Origin of the sequence: Streptosporangium sp. NPDC006013 (genome assembly GCF_040614275.1) — a bacterium.
Lineage (GTDB): Bacteria > Actinomycetota > Actinomycetes > Streptosporangiales > Streptosporangiaceae > Streptosporangium.
In genome coordinates this window covers 19,726-34,749 of record NZ_JBEXUE010000043.1, presented here as the reverse complement: position 1 = coordinate 34,749, position 15,024 = coordinate 19,726, and the positions used below count along the sequence as shown (strand labels likewise).

Annotated in this window: 12 protein-coding genes; all 12 read right to left on the bottom strand. The window is 69.0% G+C overall.

Features of this window, described 5'->3' with window-relative positions; translation table 11 throughout:
- The coding region (locus tag ABZ260_RS09795) for a polyprenyl synthetase family protein (RefSeq protein ID WP_355615100.1) at window positions 1-1,008 on the bottom strand (1,008 nt) is incomplete at its 3' end.
- A gap of 14 nt (window positions 1,009-1,022) precedes the next feature.
- A complete protein-coding gene (gene nuoN, locus ABZ260_RS09790; RefSeq protein WP_355615097.1) occupies window positions 1,023-2,573 on the bottom strand; it encodes an NADH-quinone oxidoreductase subunit NuoN in 1,551 nt (516 codons plus the stop codon).
- Window positions 2,570-4,099, bottom strand: a complete 1,530-nt coding sequence (locus ABZ260_RS09785; protein WP_355615093.1) for an NADH-quinone oxidoreductase subunit M — start codon at window positions 4,097-4,099, stop codon at window positions 2,570-2,572. Before ABZ260_RS09785 ends, nuoN begins: the two co-directional genes overlap by 4 nt.
- Window positions 4,099-5,961 (bottom strand): NADH-quinone oxidoreductase subunit L, encoded by a 1,863-nt coding sequence (gene nuoL, locus ABZ260_RS09780; RefSeq protein ID WP_355615109.1) that lies wholly within the window; start codon window positions 5,959-5,961, stop codon window positions 4,099-4,101. The genes ABZ260_RS09785 and nuoL overlap by 1 nt, the downstream gene beginning before the upstream one ends.
- A gap of 66 nt (window positions 5,962-6,027) precedes the next feature.
- Window positions 6,028-6,324 carry an NADH-quinone oxidoreductase subunit NuoK gene (gene nuoK / locus ABZ260_RS09775; RefSeq protein WP_355615090.1) on the bottom strand — a complete coding sequence of 99 codons (297 nt, stop codon included), beginning with the start codon at window positions 6,322-6,324 and terminating at the stop codon, window positions 6,028-6,030.
- A complete protein-coding gene (locus ABZ260_RS09770) occupies window positions 6,321-7,157 on the bottom strand; it encodes an NADH-quinone oxidoreductase subunit J (protein WP_355615087.1) in 837 nt (278 codons plus the stop codon). The genes nuoK and ABZ260_RS09770 overlap by 4 nt, the downstream gene beginning before the upstream one ends.
- On the bottom strand, window positions 7,150-7,665 hold the full coding sequence (gene nuoI, locus ABZ260_RS09765; RefSeq protein WP_350955372.1) for an NADH-quinone oxidoreductase subunit NuoI: 516 nt from the start codon (window positions 7,663-7,665) through the stop codon (window positions 7,150-7,152). The genes ABZ260_RS09770 and nuoI overlap by 8 nt, the downstream gene beginning before the upstream one ends.
- Window positions 7,652-9,001 carry an NADH-quinone oxidoreductase subunit NuoH gene (gene nuoH / locus ABZ260_RS09760; RefSeq protein WP_355615084.1) on the bottom strand — a complete coding sequence of 450 codons (1,350 nt, stop codon included), beginning with the start codon at window positions 8,999-9,001 and terminating at the stop codon, window positions 7,652-7,654. Before nuoH ends, nuoI begins: the two co-directional genes overlap by 14 nt.
- The gene (locus tag ABZ260_RS09755; protein ID WP_355615081.1) at window positions 9,001-11,484 is read right to left on the bottom strand and encodes an NADH-quinone oxidoreductase subunit G; all 2,484 of its coding nucleotides are present in this window, start codon (window positions 11,482-11,484) and stop codon (window positions 9,001-9,003) included. The genes nuoH and ABZ260_RS09755 overlap by 1 nt, the downstream gene beginning before the upstream one ends.
- 67 nt (window positions 11,485-11,551) lie before the next feature.
- Entirely contained in the window at window positions 11,552-12,838 is a 1,287-nt protein-coding gene (nuoF, locus tag ABZ260_RS09750; RefSeq protein ID WP_350918465.1) for an NADH-quinone oxidoreductase subunit NuoF, read from the bottom strand.
- A gap of 115 nt (window positions 12,839-12,953) precedes the next feature.
- Window positions 12,954-13,616, bottom strand: coding sequence for an NADH-quinone oxidoreductase subunit NuoE (nuoE, locus tag ABZ260_RS09745; protein WP_355550147.1), 663 nt, complete (start codon window positions 13,614-13,616; stop codon window positions 12,954-12,956).
- Window positions 13,617-13,702: 86 nt separating this feature from the next.
- A complete protein-coding gene (locus tag ABZ260_RS09740) occupies window positions 13,703-14,959 on the bottom strand; it encodes an NADH-quinone oxidoreductase subunit D (RefSeq protein ID WP_355615106.1) in 1,257 nt (418 codons plus the stop codon).
- Between the last annotated feature and the right edge of the window lie 65 nt (window positions 14,960-15,024).

Here is a 15,024-nt window from a genome sequence, read left to right as displayed (position 1 = left end):
GATCGCCACCTCCGTACGCAAGCAGGCGCTTCTCGACGCCAGCATGCTCGGCGTGCACTTCACCGGCGGCCCCGACGGCGACGTCGGCGGCGTCACGCGGGCACGGTCGACCCAGTCGAGCAGCTCAGCGCGGGCATGTCCCATGGCGGGGTCGGCGCGGAGCAGACGCAGGGCCTCCTCGATGTCCTCCTCGGCCACCGGGCCGGCCAGCAACTCGCGCAGCCGGACGCTCTCGGGGTCGTCCGACGCCAGGACGTAGAGCACGGGCAGGGTCCGGATGCCCTCGCGCAGGTCGGTGCCCGGCGTCTTGCCCGACTCGGCCGTCTCCGAGGCGACGTCCAGCAGGTCGTCGCCGAGCTGCCAGGCGACCCCGATGGCCTCGCAGGCCCGGGTCAGTCGCTCGACCACCTCGGGCGTGGCACCGCTGAGCATGGCGCCGAACCGGCCGGAGGTGGCGATCAGCGAGCCGGTCTTGTCGGCCAGCACCCCGATGTAGTGGGCCACCGGGTCCTCGCCGGAGCGGGGGCCGATGGTCTCGCGGATCTGGCCGCGGACCAGCCGGGAGAACGTCTGCGCCTGGATCCTGATGACGTCGGAGCCAAGGTCGGCGAGGATCTCCGAGGCCTGGGCGAACAGGTAGTCGCCGGTCAGGATGGCCACGGTGTTGTCCCAGCGGGCGTTGGCCGACGGAGAGCCCCGGCGGACCGGGGCCTCGTCCATCACGTCGTCGTGATAGAGCGTCGCCAGGTGGGTCAGCTCGATCACCACGGCCCCGGGCACCACTCCCGCCGCCGCGGGTGAGCCGAACTGGGCGGCGAGCAGGACCAGCATGGCCCGGAACCTCTTGCCGCCCGCCTCGATGAGGTGCTTGGACGCCTCCGTGACGAAGGCGTCCTCACTCTCCACCGAGGATCGCAGCAGTTTCTCGACCTCGGCCAGTCCGGTAGCGAGGTCCTGCGCCAACCGTTCGTCGACGAACGGAAGATCAACAACCGGTGGCGCAGCCATGAACCGTTACTCCTCTAGCGAATGAACAGCGCGGACGCAGCCTGATCCGCGAGATCGAGCACCGGCTGCGGGAAAACCCCTAGCACTACCGTAGCCGCTGCCGCGAGGGCGACCACAGCCGAGGTGCCCACCGTGGGCGTCGCGATGGACGGTCCGTCGACGGCGGGCTCGTTGAAGAACATCAGCACGATCACCCGGACGTAGAAGAACGCGGCGATCGCCGAGCTGACCACACCCACGATGACCAGCGGCAGCGCGTCTCCGGCGACCGCCGCCGAGAAGACGGCGTACTTGCCGAAGAAGCCGCTCGTGAGCGGGATGCCGGCGAAGGCCAGCAGGAAGAAGGCGAAAATACCCGCGAGAACGGGGGAACGCTTGCCCAGACCGGCCCAGCGGGACAGATGCCCGGCCTCGCCTCCCGCGTCACGGACCATGGTGACGACCGCGAAGGCGCCGACCGTGGTGAAGCCGTACGCGGCCAGGTAGAACAGGATGGCCGACAGGGCGTGCTTGTTCTGCTCGGCGGCGCCGATCGCGACGACACCGGTGAGCAGGAAGCCCGCGTGCGCGATCGAGGAGTAGGCGAGCATCCGCTTGATCTCGGTCTGGGTGATGGCCAGGATCGCACCGACGATCATCGTCAGGATCGCGATGCCCCACATGACCGGCTTCCAGTCCCACTCCAGGCCGCCCAGGGCGACCCAGAAGACCCTCAGCACCGCGCCGAAGGCCGCCACGAGCACCGTGGAGGCCATCAGAGCGGTGACCGCGGTGGGCGCTCCCTGGTAGACGTCGGGCTTCCACGCCTGGAACGGCGCGGCTCCGACCTTGAAGAGCAGGCCGACGCCGAGCAGCGCGAGGCCGAGCAGCAGCAGCGTCTCCTGGCCGCTGACCTTGGTGAGCGCGGCGCTGATGACCTTCAGGTCCACCGACCCGGCGTAGCCGTAGACCAGGGCCATGCCGTACAGGAAGAAGGCCGAGGAGAACGCGCCGAGCAGGAAGTACTTGACCGAGGCCTCCTGCGAGAGCAGGCGGCGGTGGCGGGCCAGACCGCAGAGCAGATACAGCGGCAGGGACATGACCTCAAGGCCGACGAACATGGCCAGCAGGTCGTTGGCGGAGGCGAAGAGCAGCATGCCGCCGACCGAGAACAGCAGCAGCGGGTAGACCTCGGTCTGGGCGTGTCCGCTGAGGATCGCCTCCTCCTCGTCCGGGCTTCCCGGTACCGCCGCCGCCTGCGCGACGAACTGGTCCTCGTCGTTGATCAGGAGCGTGCTGACCAGTGCCAGGACGAGGATGATGCCCCAGATGAACAGGGAGGGGCCGTCCACCGCGATCGACCCCATGGCCGCCGGCGCGTCCGGCAGGCCGTTGAGGGCGGACAGGACGGTCATGACGAACCCGCCGAGCAGGGCGAGCAGCGTGAGCGGCATCTGGATCGACTTGCGCAGGTAGCGGGGCGCGAACGCCTCGACCAGCACCCCGATGATCGCCGCACCGAACACCAGCAGCATCGGCGAGAGCAGCGCGTACTCGATTGTCGGGGCTTGGATGGTGCCGTTCACTGGCCGACCCCCTTCTTCTCTGCCACGGCGGGCGTGAACGGTTCGATGTGGACGCTGGAGATCGTCTTGTCGACCGCGGGATTGATCACGTCAAGCACCGGCTTGGGGAAGAAGCCCATGGCGATGATCACCGCGATCAGCGGGCCCATCACCCAGATCTCGCGCCAGTTGAGGTCGGGCATGACGTGGGCCGACTCCTTCGAGGGGCCGGTCATCGTGCGCTGGTACATCCACAGGATGTAGACGGCCGCCAGGACGACGCCGCTCGTCGCGATGATCGCCGCGACCGGGTAGCGCTCGAAGGTGCCGATCAGGACCATGAACTCGCTGACGAACGTGGACAGTCCCGGCAGGGAGAGCCCGGACAGGCCGGCGATCAGGAAGGTGCCGGCCAGCAGCGGGGCGACCTTCTGCACGCCTCCGTAGTCGGCGATCTGGCTGGAACCCCGGCGGTAGATCAGGAAACCGGCGACCAGGAAGAGCGCGCCGGTCGAGAAGCCGTGGTTGACCATGTAGAGGGTGGCGCCCGCACCCGCGTCCCTGGTCATCGCGAAGACGCCCAGCGCGATGAAGCCGAAGTGCGAGATCGAGGTGTAGGCGATCAGGCGCTTCATGTCGGTCTGGCCGATGGCCACGATCGCGCCGTAGACGATGCCCACCACCGCCAGCACGATCACCAGCGGGGTGAAGAACTTCGACGCGTCCGGGAAGAGCTCCAGGCAGAAGCGGAGCATGCCGTACGTGCCGACCTTGTCCAGCACGCCCACCAGCAGCACCGCGGCGCCGGCCGGGGCCTGCGCGGCGGCGTCGGGCAGCCAGGTGTGGAACGGCCAGAGCGGCGCCTTGACCGCGAACGCGATGAAGAAGCCCGCGAAGAGCCACTTCTGCGTGGTCGGGTCCTGGATGACGCCGATCAGCTGGGGGAACATGAAGGTGCCCTTGTCGGCGATCACGTAGAGCGCGATCACCGCGACCAGCATGAGCAGGCCGCCGAAGAGCGAGTACAGCAGGAACTTCACGGCCGCGTAGGACCGCTGGGCTCCGCCGTACGACCCGATCATGAAGTACATCGGGATGAGCATGGCTTCGAAGAAGACGTAGAAGAGGAAGACGTCGGTCGCCGCGAAGACGCCGATCATCATCGCTTCCAGCACCAGCAGCAGCGCGAAGTAGGTCTTCACCGAGCGCTTGGGCGGAGCCGCGGCCCCGGTTCCGTCGGCGTCGTGCCAGGAGGCGAGGATCACGATCGGCACGAGCACCGCCGACAGCGCGATCAGCACCAGGGCGATGCCGTCCACGCCGACGCCATAGTGGACGCCGAACCGCGGGATCCAGTCGTAGACCTCGGCGAACTGGAAGCGCGTCTCGGAGGCCGGTTCGAACAGGTACGCGAGGGCGCCGGTGAGCGCCAGCACGACCAGTGAGACCGCCAGCGCCAGCTGCTTAGCGAGCTTGTCACTCTTGACAAGGGAGACACCCACCGCGCCCAGAACGGGCACGGCAATCAGGGTCGAGAGCCAGGGCATCACATGTTCCCTACGTAGAGCAGCGCGCCAACGACCACGGCGGCACCGAAGAGGATGGACAACGCGTAGGACCGTACGTAGCCGGTCTGGATGCGGCGCAGCCGCCCGGAGGTCCCGCCGATCCCCGCCGCCAGGCCGTTGACCAGGCCGTCGATGCCGCGGTTGTCGAAGAACACCGCGAACCGGGCCAGCCACTGGCCGGGGCGCATGAACAGCGCCTCGTTCAGGGCGTCGCCGTACAGGTCACGGCGGGCGAAGGTGGTGAGGAACGAGCCGCGCGGGGCGACCCGGGGCACCTCGGCGGCACCGTAGCGGAACCAGGCGTAGACGACGCCGACGGCGACCAGCGCGAGCGTGGTCAGACCGGGGACGCTGAAGGGGTGGAATCCGGGCAGGTGCTCGGGCAGGCCGACCGCCGGGGCGAGGAACCGCATGAGCCGGTTGTCCAGGATCAGGAAGGCGCCCAGGAAGACCGAACCGATCGACAGCAGGATCAGCGGCACGGTCATCACGGAGGGCGACTCGTGCGGGTGCGCGTCGTCGGCCCAGCGCCGCTTGCCGAAGAAGGTCATGAAGACCATCCGCGACATGTAGAAGCCGGTGATGCCGGCACCGACCACCGCGAGCCAGCCGAGGATCTGGTTGTGCTCCATGGCCGTCTCGATGATGCCGTCCTTGGTGAAGTAACCGGACAGCAGCGGGAACCCGATGATCGCGAGATAGCCGATCATGAAGGTGGCCGCGGTGACCTTCATCACCGAGAACAGGCCACCGTACTTGCGCATGTCGACCTCGTCGTTCATGGCGTGCATGACCGAGCCCGCCCCGAGGAACATGTTGGCCTTGAAGAAGCCGTGCGCGATCAGGTGCGCGATGGCGAAGGCGTAGCCCACCGGGCCGAGGCCCGCGCCGAGCATCATGTAGCCGATCTGCGACATCGTCGAACCGGCGAGGCCCTTCTTGATGTCGTCCTTGGCGCAACCGATGATCGCACCGGCGAGCAGGGTGGCCACACCGACGATCGTCACGACGAGCTGCGCGGTCGGGGCGGCCTCGAAGAACGCGCCGGAGCGGACGACCAGGTAGACACCCGCGGTGACCATGGTCGCGGCGTGAATGAGTGCCGAGACCGGGGTCGGGCCCTCCATCGCGTCCAGCAGCCACGACTGCAGCGGCAGCTGGGCCGACTTGCCGCAGGCACCGAGGAGCAGCAGCAGGCCGACCGCGGTGATCGTGCCCTGGGAGGCCGCGCCGGAGGAGATCGCTCCGCCGACCGCCCCTCCGGTGAGCTCGTTGAAGGCGACCGAGCCGAACGTCGTCCAGATCGTGAAGATCGCGATCAGCAGGCCGAAGTCGCCGACGCGGTTGACGATGAACGCCTTCTTGGCCGCGGCCGCCGCCGTGGGCTTGAACTGCCAGAAACCGATCAGCAGGTACGAGGCGAGGCCCACACCCTCCCAGCCGACGAACAGGACGACGTAGTTGTCGGCCAGCACCAGCAGGAGCATCGCGGCGACGAACAGGTTCAGGTACGCGAAGAACCGGCGCCGGCCCGGGTCGTGCGACATGTAGCCGATCGAGTAGATGTGGATCAGCGATCCCACACCGGTGATCAGCAGGGCGAAGCTGATCGACAACGGGTCGATCAGCAGCCCCATGTCGGCGAGGCCGGGGATGAACTCGTAGAGCCTGACCCCCTGGCGACGCTGGGCCTCGGGCAGCCCGAGCAACTGGACGAAGGCGGCGACCGCCACCGCGAACGCGCCCAGGGACATCGCGACACCGAGGAGGTGACCCCAGCGGTCGGTGCGGCGCCCGAACAGCAGCAGGATCGCGGCACCGAGCAGCGGGAGCGCGACCATGAGCCAGGAGACTCCGATCACACCCCCGGAATGCTGGATGATCTCAGCGGGTTCCACGGCCACCTCTTAGTACTTCAGCAGGTTCGCGTCGTCCACCGACGCGGACCTGCGGGTTCGGAAGATCATCACGATGATGGCGAGGCCGACGACGACCTCGGCCGCGGCCACCACCATCACGAAGAACGCGATGATCTGGCCGTCCAGGTTGCCCTGCTGCCTGGCGAAGGTGACGAACGCGAGGTTGCAGGCGTTGAGCATGAGCTCCACGCACATGAACACCACGATCGCGTTGCGCCGTACCAGCACGCCGATGGCGCCGATCGCGAACAGCAGCGCGGAGAGCACCAGGTAGTGAGTGGTCACTTGCCGTCCTCCTGCTGGGGCGCCGCGTCCTCCGCCTGGACGGGCTTGTCGCCTGAGTCGGAATCGCGATCCTGCGCCGCGTCCCTCTCCAGGACCTGCTTGATGAGCGCCGCCTTCACCGGGTCGGTCGGCGCGAAGCCGCCCTCCATCTCGTGCCTGGCGAGCACCCGGTTGATGGACTTGTCGGCGACCGTGCCGTCGGGCAGCAGGGCCGGCATGTCGATCGCGTTGTGCAGCGCGTAGGTGCCGGGTCCCGGCAGCGGCGAAGGCTGCGGGCCGTTGAACCGGGCGCGGGCCAGGTCACGCTGGGTGGCCTTGGGCCGGATGCGCTCGCGGTGCGCCAGCACCATCGCGCCGAGCGCGGCGGTGATCAGCAGCGCCGAGGTGACCTCGAAGGCGAAGACGTACCGCGTGAAGATCAGCTGTGCCAGGGAGGGCACGTTGCCGCCCGCGACCTTCGTGGCCTCGGCCAGGCCGGTGGGCGCGGCGAAGGTGGCGTTGCCGACCCCCAGGGCGAGCAGGAAGGCGAAGCCCAGACCCGCGATCGCCGCCCAGACGCGCTGCCCCTTGATCGTCTCGACCAGCGAGTCGGCGGAGTCGACGCCGACGAGCATCAGGACGAACAGGAAGAGCATCATGACCGCGCCGGTGTAGACGATGATCTGCACCGCGGCGAGGAAGGGGGCGTCCTGTACCGCGTAGAGCACGGCCAGGGAGAGCATGACGACGCCCAGCATCAGGGCCGAGTAGACGGCCCTGCGGCTGAAGACGAGCCCGAGGGCGGCCGACACCGAGACGACCGCCAGGATCCAGAACGTGATGGTCTCACCCATTGTTGCGTCCCAGCCGGTAGTAGTCCTCTTCGGTCTCGCCGAGACGCATGGGGTGCGGCGGGACCTCCATGCCGGGACCGAGCGGTGCGAGCAGCATTTCCTTGGTGTAGATCAGGCTCTCACGGCTGGTGTCGGCGAGCTCGTACTCGTTGGTCATCGTCAGCGCCCGTGTCGGGCAGGCTTCGATGCACAGGCCGCACAGGATGCACCGCAGATAGTTGATCTGGTAGGTGCGCCCGTAGCGCTCACCGGGTGAGAACCGTGCCTCATCGGTGTTGTCGGCCCCCTCGACGAAGATCGCGTCGGCCGGGCAGGCCCAGGCGCACAGCTCGCAGCCGACGCACTTCTCCAGGCCGTCGGGCCAGCGGTTGAGCTGGTGCCGGCCGTGGAAGCGCGGCGCCGTGGGCCGCTTCTCCTCGGGGTAGTTGACCGTCTCGACCTTCTTGAACATCGTGTGGAAGGTCACGCCGAATCCCTTGATGGGATTCAGCCAATCAGTTGCTCCCACTGGGAACCTCCTTGCGCTCTACCCCGTGGTAGTGCGGCAGGTCGAGCGGCGGCACAGGGAAGCCACCCGCGGTCGGCTCGGCTTGGAGTTGCTCGAACTCGGCCTCGACCAGTGCGGCCTTGGCCTCCTTGCGCTTCTGCAGCACGCTGTCGAAGCGCCACCAGATCCCGAGGCAGCCGATCATCACGATCGCGGCCAGGATGAGCACGAGCGACCGGTTGACGTTTTCGAGCTGCAGGGCCCTGACCGTGGCCACGAGCAGGATCCACGCCAGGTTGATCGGGATGAGGACCTTCCAGCCGAGGGCCATGAGCTGGTCGTACCTGATGCGCGGCAGCGAGGCTCGGCACCAGACGAAGAAGCCGAAGACCAGCACCATCTTGGCGAAGAACCAGAGCAGCGGCCACCAGCCGGTGTTCGCGCCCTCCCACATGGAGATCGGCCACGGGGCACGCCAGCCGCCCATGAACAGGGTGATGGACACCGCGGAGACCACGAAGACGTTGACGTACTCCGCGAGCATGATGACCGCGAACTTCAGCGAGTTGGAGTACTCGGTCTGGAAGCCGCCGACCAGCTCGCCCTCACCCTCGGGCAGGTCGAAGGGGACCCGGTTGGTCTCGCCCAGCATCGTGACGATGTAGATCAGGAAGGACGGGATCAGCAGGATCATGTACCAGGAGGGCATCGGGATCTCCAGGCCGCCCAGCGTGAACACCCCGCCCTTGGCCTGTGCCGCGACGATCTCCGAGGTGGAGAGCGTCCCGGCGAACAGGAACACGCCCACGAACGACAGGCCCATCGCGATCTCGTACGAGACCACCTGGGCGCTGGCCCGCAGGCCGCCGAGGATCGAGTACGGGGAGCGTGAGCCCCAGCCCGCCAGCACGATGCCGTACACGCCGATCGAGGCCATCGCCAGCACCAGCAGCACCGCGACCGGGAGGTCGGTGAGCTGCAGCGGCGTCTGGACACCGAACATCGACACCATCGGGCCCATCGGGATGACGGAGAAGGCCAGGAAGGCCGGCACCGCCAGGACGACCGGGGCGATGAAGTAGATCACCTTGTCGACGGTCCGGGGCATCAGGTCTTCCTTGAGCCCCATCTTCAGGCCGTCGGCCACCGACTGGAGCAGCCCGAACTTGCCCGCCCGGTTGGGACCGTACCGGTTCTGCATGCGGGAGATGAGCTTGCGCTCGAACCACACGCCGAACAGCACGCCCAGCATCAGGACTATGAAGATGACTACGGCCTTGATGATGCTGATCCAGAGCGGGTCCTTGCCGAAGTCGGCAAGGGTCGGATCGGCCGCTAGAAGAGTCCGGGCATTCATTACCGCTCCTCGTTAGCTTCGCCGGCGGCGCTTACCTCGCCGGCCGTGGTGCTCTCGGCGGTGTTCACCGCGCCGACCCTGACCACATCACCGGCGACGGCGTGCAGGTCACGGGTGACCGAGCGACCTTCGGAGTTGGCCGGCAGCCACACCACCCGGTCGGGCAGGTCCGCGATCCGCACGGGCAGGCTCAATGAGCCGTGCTCGGTGCCGACGACCACCTCTCCACCCTCGACCAGGCCGCACTCGGCGGCGGTGGCCTCGGACACCAGCGCCACGCCGGGGCGGGCGGTACCCGCCAGGTACGGCTCGCCCGCCTGCAGGCGGCCGTCGTCGAGCAGCAGGTGCCAGCTGGCCAGGACGGCCTCCCCCGCCCGCGGCCCGGCGGCGAGAGAGCCGCTCGCCTGGGGGGCCGCGGCCCTGGGGCCACGCCACGCGCCGATCGAGCCGATCTCGCGGCGGGCGGCGGCGGGGTCGGGCAGGCCGAGGTGCACGTCCATGGCGTCGGCGATCGCGGAGACGACCCGCAGGTCGCTCATGATCCCCGGAACCCCGAGCGCCTCCTCGAAGGAGCGCCCGCGCCCCTCCCAGTCTACGAAGGTGCCCGACTTCTCGGCCACCACGGCGACGGGGAACACCACGTCGGCGCGGTCGGTGACCGCGCTGGCGCGCTGCTCCAGGCTCACGATGAACGGGGTGTTCTCCAGGGCCAGCAGGGCCGCCTGCGGCGCGGCCAGGTCGTAGGGGTCGACACCCGCGACGACCAGGGCGTCGAGTTCTCCGTCGAGCGCCGCCGCCAGCATGGCGGTGGTGTCGCGGCCCTCGCTCTCGGGCAGCGAGGTGACGTCCCAGGCCCTGGCCACCTCGGCGCGGGCGGTCTCGTCCGCGACCGGGCGGCCGATGGGCAGCAGGTTCGGCAGCGCCCCGGCCTCGACGGCCCCGCGCTCACCGGCGCGGCGCGGGACCCAGGCCAGGCGGGCACCGCTGGAGTCGGCGAGCCGCAGCAGCGCCGACAGCGCGCCCGGCACGGTGGCGAGTCGCTCACCGGCCAGGATGATCGCTCCCGGCTGCCTGATCGCCTCGGCGGCCGTCACGTCGGCGGCGGCCAGGTCGTCCAGGACGGCGGTCTCGGTGCCCGGCACCGCCGGGATCAGCGTGCCGCCCATCTTGGCCAGCCCGGGGCCGGCGAACGGCGCGACGGAGAAGACCTTCAGGCCCTTCTTGCGCCATGCCTTGCGCAGGCGCAGGAAGACGATCGGCGACTCCTCGTCGGGCTCGAAGCCGACCAGGAGCACCGCCGGCGCCTTCTCCAGGTCGGCGTAGCGGACCTCGATGCCCTTGCCGGCGACGGCGTGCGCCAGGAAGCGCGCCTCCTCCTCGGAGTGCGGCCTGGCGCGGAAGTCGATGTCGTTCGTCCCGAGCGCGATCCGGGCGAACTTCGAGTACGCGTACGCCTCCTCGACGGTGACGCGACCGCCGACGAGCACGCCCGCGCGCCCGCGCGCCGCGGACAGGCCCTTGGCGGCGGCGGCGAACGCCTCCGGCCAGGAGGCCGGCACCAGGCGACCCTCCTCGTCACGGACGAGGGGGGTCTTCAGCCGGTCGGGCTGGGTCGCGTAGGTGAAGGCCCAGCGACCCTTGTCGCAGTTCCACTCCTCGTTGACCTCGGGGTCGTCCCCGGCCAGGCGGCGGGTGATCTTGCCGCGCCGGTGGTCGGCGCGCAGGGAGCAGCCGCTGGCGCAGTGCTCACAGGCGCTGGGCGTGGAGACCAGGTCGAACGGGCGGGCCTGGAAGCGGTAGGCGGCACCGGTCAGCGCGCCCACCGGGCAGATCTGCACCGTGTTGCCGGAGAAGTAGGACTCGAACGGGCGGCCGTCCGCGGCTCCGACCTGCTCCTTGGCCCCGCGCTCGAAGAAGTCGATGAGCGGGTCGCCGGCGATCTCGTCGGAGAAGCGGATGCAGCGCGCGCACTGGACGCAGCGCTCGCGGTCGAGCAGCACCTCCGAGGAGAGCGCGACCGGCTTTTCGAAGGTCCGCTTCTTCTCCACGAAGCGGCTCTCGCCCTGGCCGTTGGACATGGCCTGGTTCTGCAGCGGGCATTCGCCGCCCTTGTCGCAGACCGGGCAGTCCAGCGGGTGGTTCAGGAGCAGCAGCTCCATGACGCCGCGCTGCGCCTTCTCCGCGACCGGCGAGGTGAGCTGGGTCTGGACGACCATGCCCTCGGCGACCTCGATCGCGCAGGAGGGCTGCGGCTTGGGGAACCCCCGGCCGTTGCCCGCGTCGGGAATGTCCACCAGGCACTGGCGGCAGTTGGCGGCCGGGTCCAGCAGCGGGTGGTCGCAGAACCGGGGGATCTGGATGCCGAGCAGCTCGGCCGCCCGGATGATCAGCGTGCCCTTCGGGACGCTCACCTGGAAGCCGTCGATGGTGACGGTGACCAGGTTCACCGGCGCCTGCGCCGGGGTGGTGGCTTCGACGGTCATGGCGTCTCCTCCGTCGGCCTGGCGACCGAGACGGTGCTGTGCTTGCCGGTGGCCTTCCTGCGCGCGCTCACTTCGCCCCCCACACCGTGGACGGGGCGTGATCGAACGGGCAGCCGCCGATCTCGAAGTGCTTGAGGTATTCGTCGCGGAAGTACTTCACCGACGAGTGGATGGGGCTGGTGGCACCGTCACCCAGGGCGCAGAAGGAGCGGCCCAGGATGTTGTCGGCGATGTCGGTGATCGTGGTCAGGTCCTCTTCGGTGCCCTGCCCCTTCTCCAGCCGCTTGAGCACCTGCTTGAGCCAGTAGGTGCCCTCCCGGCAGGGGGTGCACTTGCCACAGGACTCGTGCGCGTAGAACTCGGTCCAGCGGAGCACGGCGCGCACCACGCAGGTGGTCTCGTCGAAGATCTGCAGGGCCCGGGTGCCGAGCATCGAGCCCTTGGCGCCCACGGACTCGAAGTCCAGCGGGACGTCCAGGTGCTCGTCCGTGAAGATCGGGGTGCTCGACCCGCCCGGGGTCCAGAACTTGAGCCGGTGGCCCTCCCTGATGCCGCCGGACATCTCCAGCAGCTCGCGCAGCGTGATGCCGAGCGGAGCCTCGTACTGGCCGGGCCGGGTCACGTGGCCGCTCAGCGAGAAGATGCCGAAGCCCTTGGACTTCTCGGTGCCCATCCCGGCGAACCACTCGGCGCCGTTGGCGATGATCGAGGGAACACTCGCGACCGACTCGACGTTGTTGACCACGGTGGGCGAGGCGTAGAGACCCGCCACGGCGGGGAAGGGGGGCTTGAGCCGAGGTTGGCCGCGATGACCCTCCAGCGAGTCGAGCAGCGCCGTCTCCTCGCCACAGATGTAGGCGCCCGCCCCGCTGTGCACGACGAGCTCCAGGTTGAAGCCGGTGCCGAAGAGGTCGGTGCCGAGGTAGCCCTTGGCGTACGCCTCGGCCACCGCCGCCTGCAGGCGGCGGATGACGTGCAGCACCTCGCCGCGTACGTAGATGAAGGCGTGGTTGGCCCGGATCGCGTACGCGGTGATGATGATGCCCTCGACCAGCGCGTGCGGGTTGGCCATCATCGTCGGGATGTCCTTGCACGTGCCGGGCTCGGACTCGTCGGCGTTGACCACCAGGTAGTGCGGCTTGCCGTCCCCCTGGGGGATGAAGCCCCACTTCATGCCGGTGGGGAAGCCCGCGCCGCCTCGGCCGCGCAGCCCGGAGTCCTTGACGACCTGGATGACCGCGTCGGGGTCCATGCCCAGCGCCTTCTTGGCCGCCGAGTAGTCGCCGTAGCCCTCCAGCGTGAAGGAGTTCGGCTGGTCCCAGTTCGCGGTGAGAACCGGGGTGAGAGTGGTCACTTCGTCTCCTCGCCTGGCAGCCCGTCGCTCCGTGACGAGACCGCGCCGTGCCTGCCTGCTCGCCCGCCGCGCCCGCACGCGCCGGCTCGCCCGATCATGTTGACCTCGCGCCCGTTCACGCCTCGGGAGCCTTCCATCCGTTGGCCTTAGCGATCTTCAGGCCCTCCAGGGAGGGACCCACCGCCGAGGGGCCGTCACCGGCCAGGCCGTCGGGCAGGCCCGAGAGCACCCGCGAGGCCTCCTTGAACGTGCAGAGCTTCTTCGGGCCGCGGGTCGGCGAGGGCTCCTTGCCGTCCCTGAGGTCGTCGACGAGCTGCTTGGCCGAGTCCGGGGTCTGGTTGTCGAAGAACTCCCAGTTGACCATCATCACCGGGGCGAAGTCGCAGGCGGCGTTGCACTCCAGCCGCTCCAGCGAGATCTTCCCGTCCGGGGTCGCCTCGTCGTGACCGACACCGACGTGCTCGGAGAGCTCGTCCCAGATCTGGTCGCCGCCCATGACCGCGCAGAGCGTGTTGATGCACACGCCCACGTGGTACTGGCCCATCGGCCTGCGCTTGTACATAGTGTAGAAGGTGGAGACGCCCACGACCTCGGCCTTGCTCAGCCCGAGCATCTCGGCGCAGAACTCGTGGCCGTCGTCGGAGACGTAGCCGTCCTCGGACTGCACCAGGTGCAGCAGGGGAAGCAGCGCCGACCGCGGCCTGGGGTAGCGGCCGATGATCTCCTTGGCGTCGCGCTCCAGGCGCTCGCGCACTTCCGGCGCGTACCCCTTGGTCATGGTCGCGCTCACCTCCTCGTTGCTCGACGGGGCGCTCTGCCCACCCGCCGGCTCACCGCCGGCAACCGCTCTCTCGTCGGGCGCGCTCATCGGTCGACACCCCCCATCACCGGGTCGATCGAGGCCACCGCCGAGATGACGTCGGCGACCATGCCGCCCTCGCACGTCGCGGGCATGGCCTGCAGGTTCGTGAAGGACGGATCGCGGAAGTGTACGCGGTAGGGGCGGGTGCCACCGTCGCTGACCACGTGGGCGCCGAGCTCGCCGCGGGGCGACTCGACCGAGGCGTACGCCTGCCCCGCCGGGACCCTGAAGCCCTCGGTCACCAGCTTGAAGTGGTGGATCAGCGCCTCCATGGAGCCGCTCATGATGTGCGCGATGTGGTCGGGCGAGTTGCCCAGGCCGTCGGGGCCGAGCGCGAGCTGCGCGGGCCAGCCGATCTTCTTGTCGTCGACCATCACCCGGCCGCCCTTGAGCGGCCCCGAGAGGCGGTCCAGAGCCTGCTCAATGATCTTGAGCGACTCCTCCATCTCGGCCACCCGTACCAGGTAGCGGCCGTAGACGTCGGCGCTCTTCTCCGTCGGGACGTCGAACTCGTAGGTCTCGTAGCCGCAGTAGGGCTGCGACTTGCGCAGGTCCCACGGCAGGCCCGCGGCCCGCAGCATCGGACCGGTGACGCCCAGCGCCATGCAGCCGGTGAGGTCGAGGTAGGCGACGTCCTTGGTGCGGGCCAGGTAGACCGGGTTCGCGTCGAGCATCTTGCGCATGTCCTTGATGCGCCCCGGCATGACCTTGAGCAGCTCGCCGACCTTGTCGACGGCGCCGGCCGGCAGGTCGACGGAGACACCGCCGGGCCGGACGTAGGCCATGTTCATCCGCAGGCCGGTGATGTACTCCATCACGTCGAGCACCATCTCGCGCTCGCGGGACCCGAAGAGGAACGGCGTGGTCGCGCCCAGCTCCATGCCGAAGGTGCCGATGGCCACCATGTGCGAGGAGATCCGGGTGAGCTCCATCATCATCACGCGGATGGCCTGGGCCCGCTCGGGGACCCGGTCGGTGATGCCGAGCAGCTTCTCGACGCCCATGCAGTAGGCGGTCTCGTTGAAGATCGGCGCCAGGTAGTCCATCCGGGTGACGAACGTCGTCCCCTGGGTCCACGTCCGGAACTCGAGGTTCTTCTCGATGCCGGTGTGCAGGTAGCCGATGACCGTGCGGGCCTCGGTGACCGTCTCGCCGTCCAGGTTCAGGATCAGGCGGAGCACGCCGTGCGTGGACGGGTGCTGGGGACCCATGTTGATGACGAGCTGCTCGTCCTGCTGGCCGGTGAGGGTCTCGAGCAGTTCCGACCAGTCGTTGCCGGAGACGGTGTAGACCGTGCCCTCGGTGGCCTCGTCGTCAAAGGTGC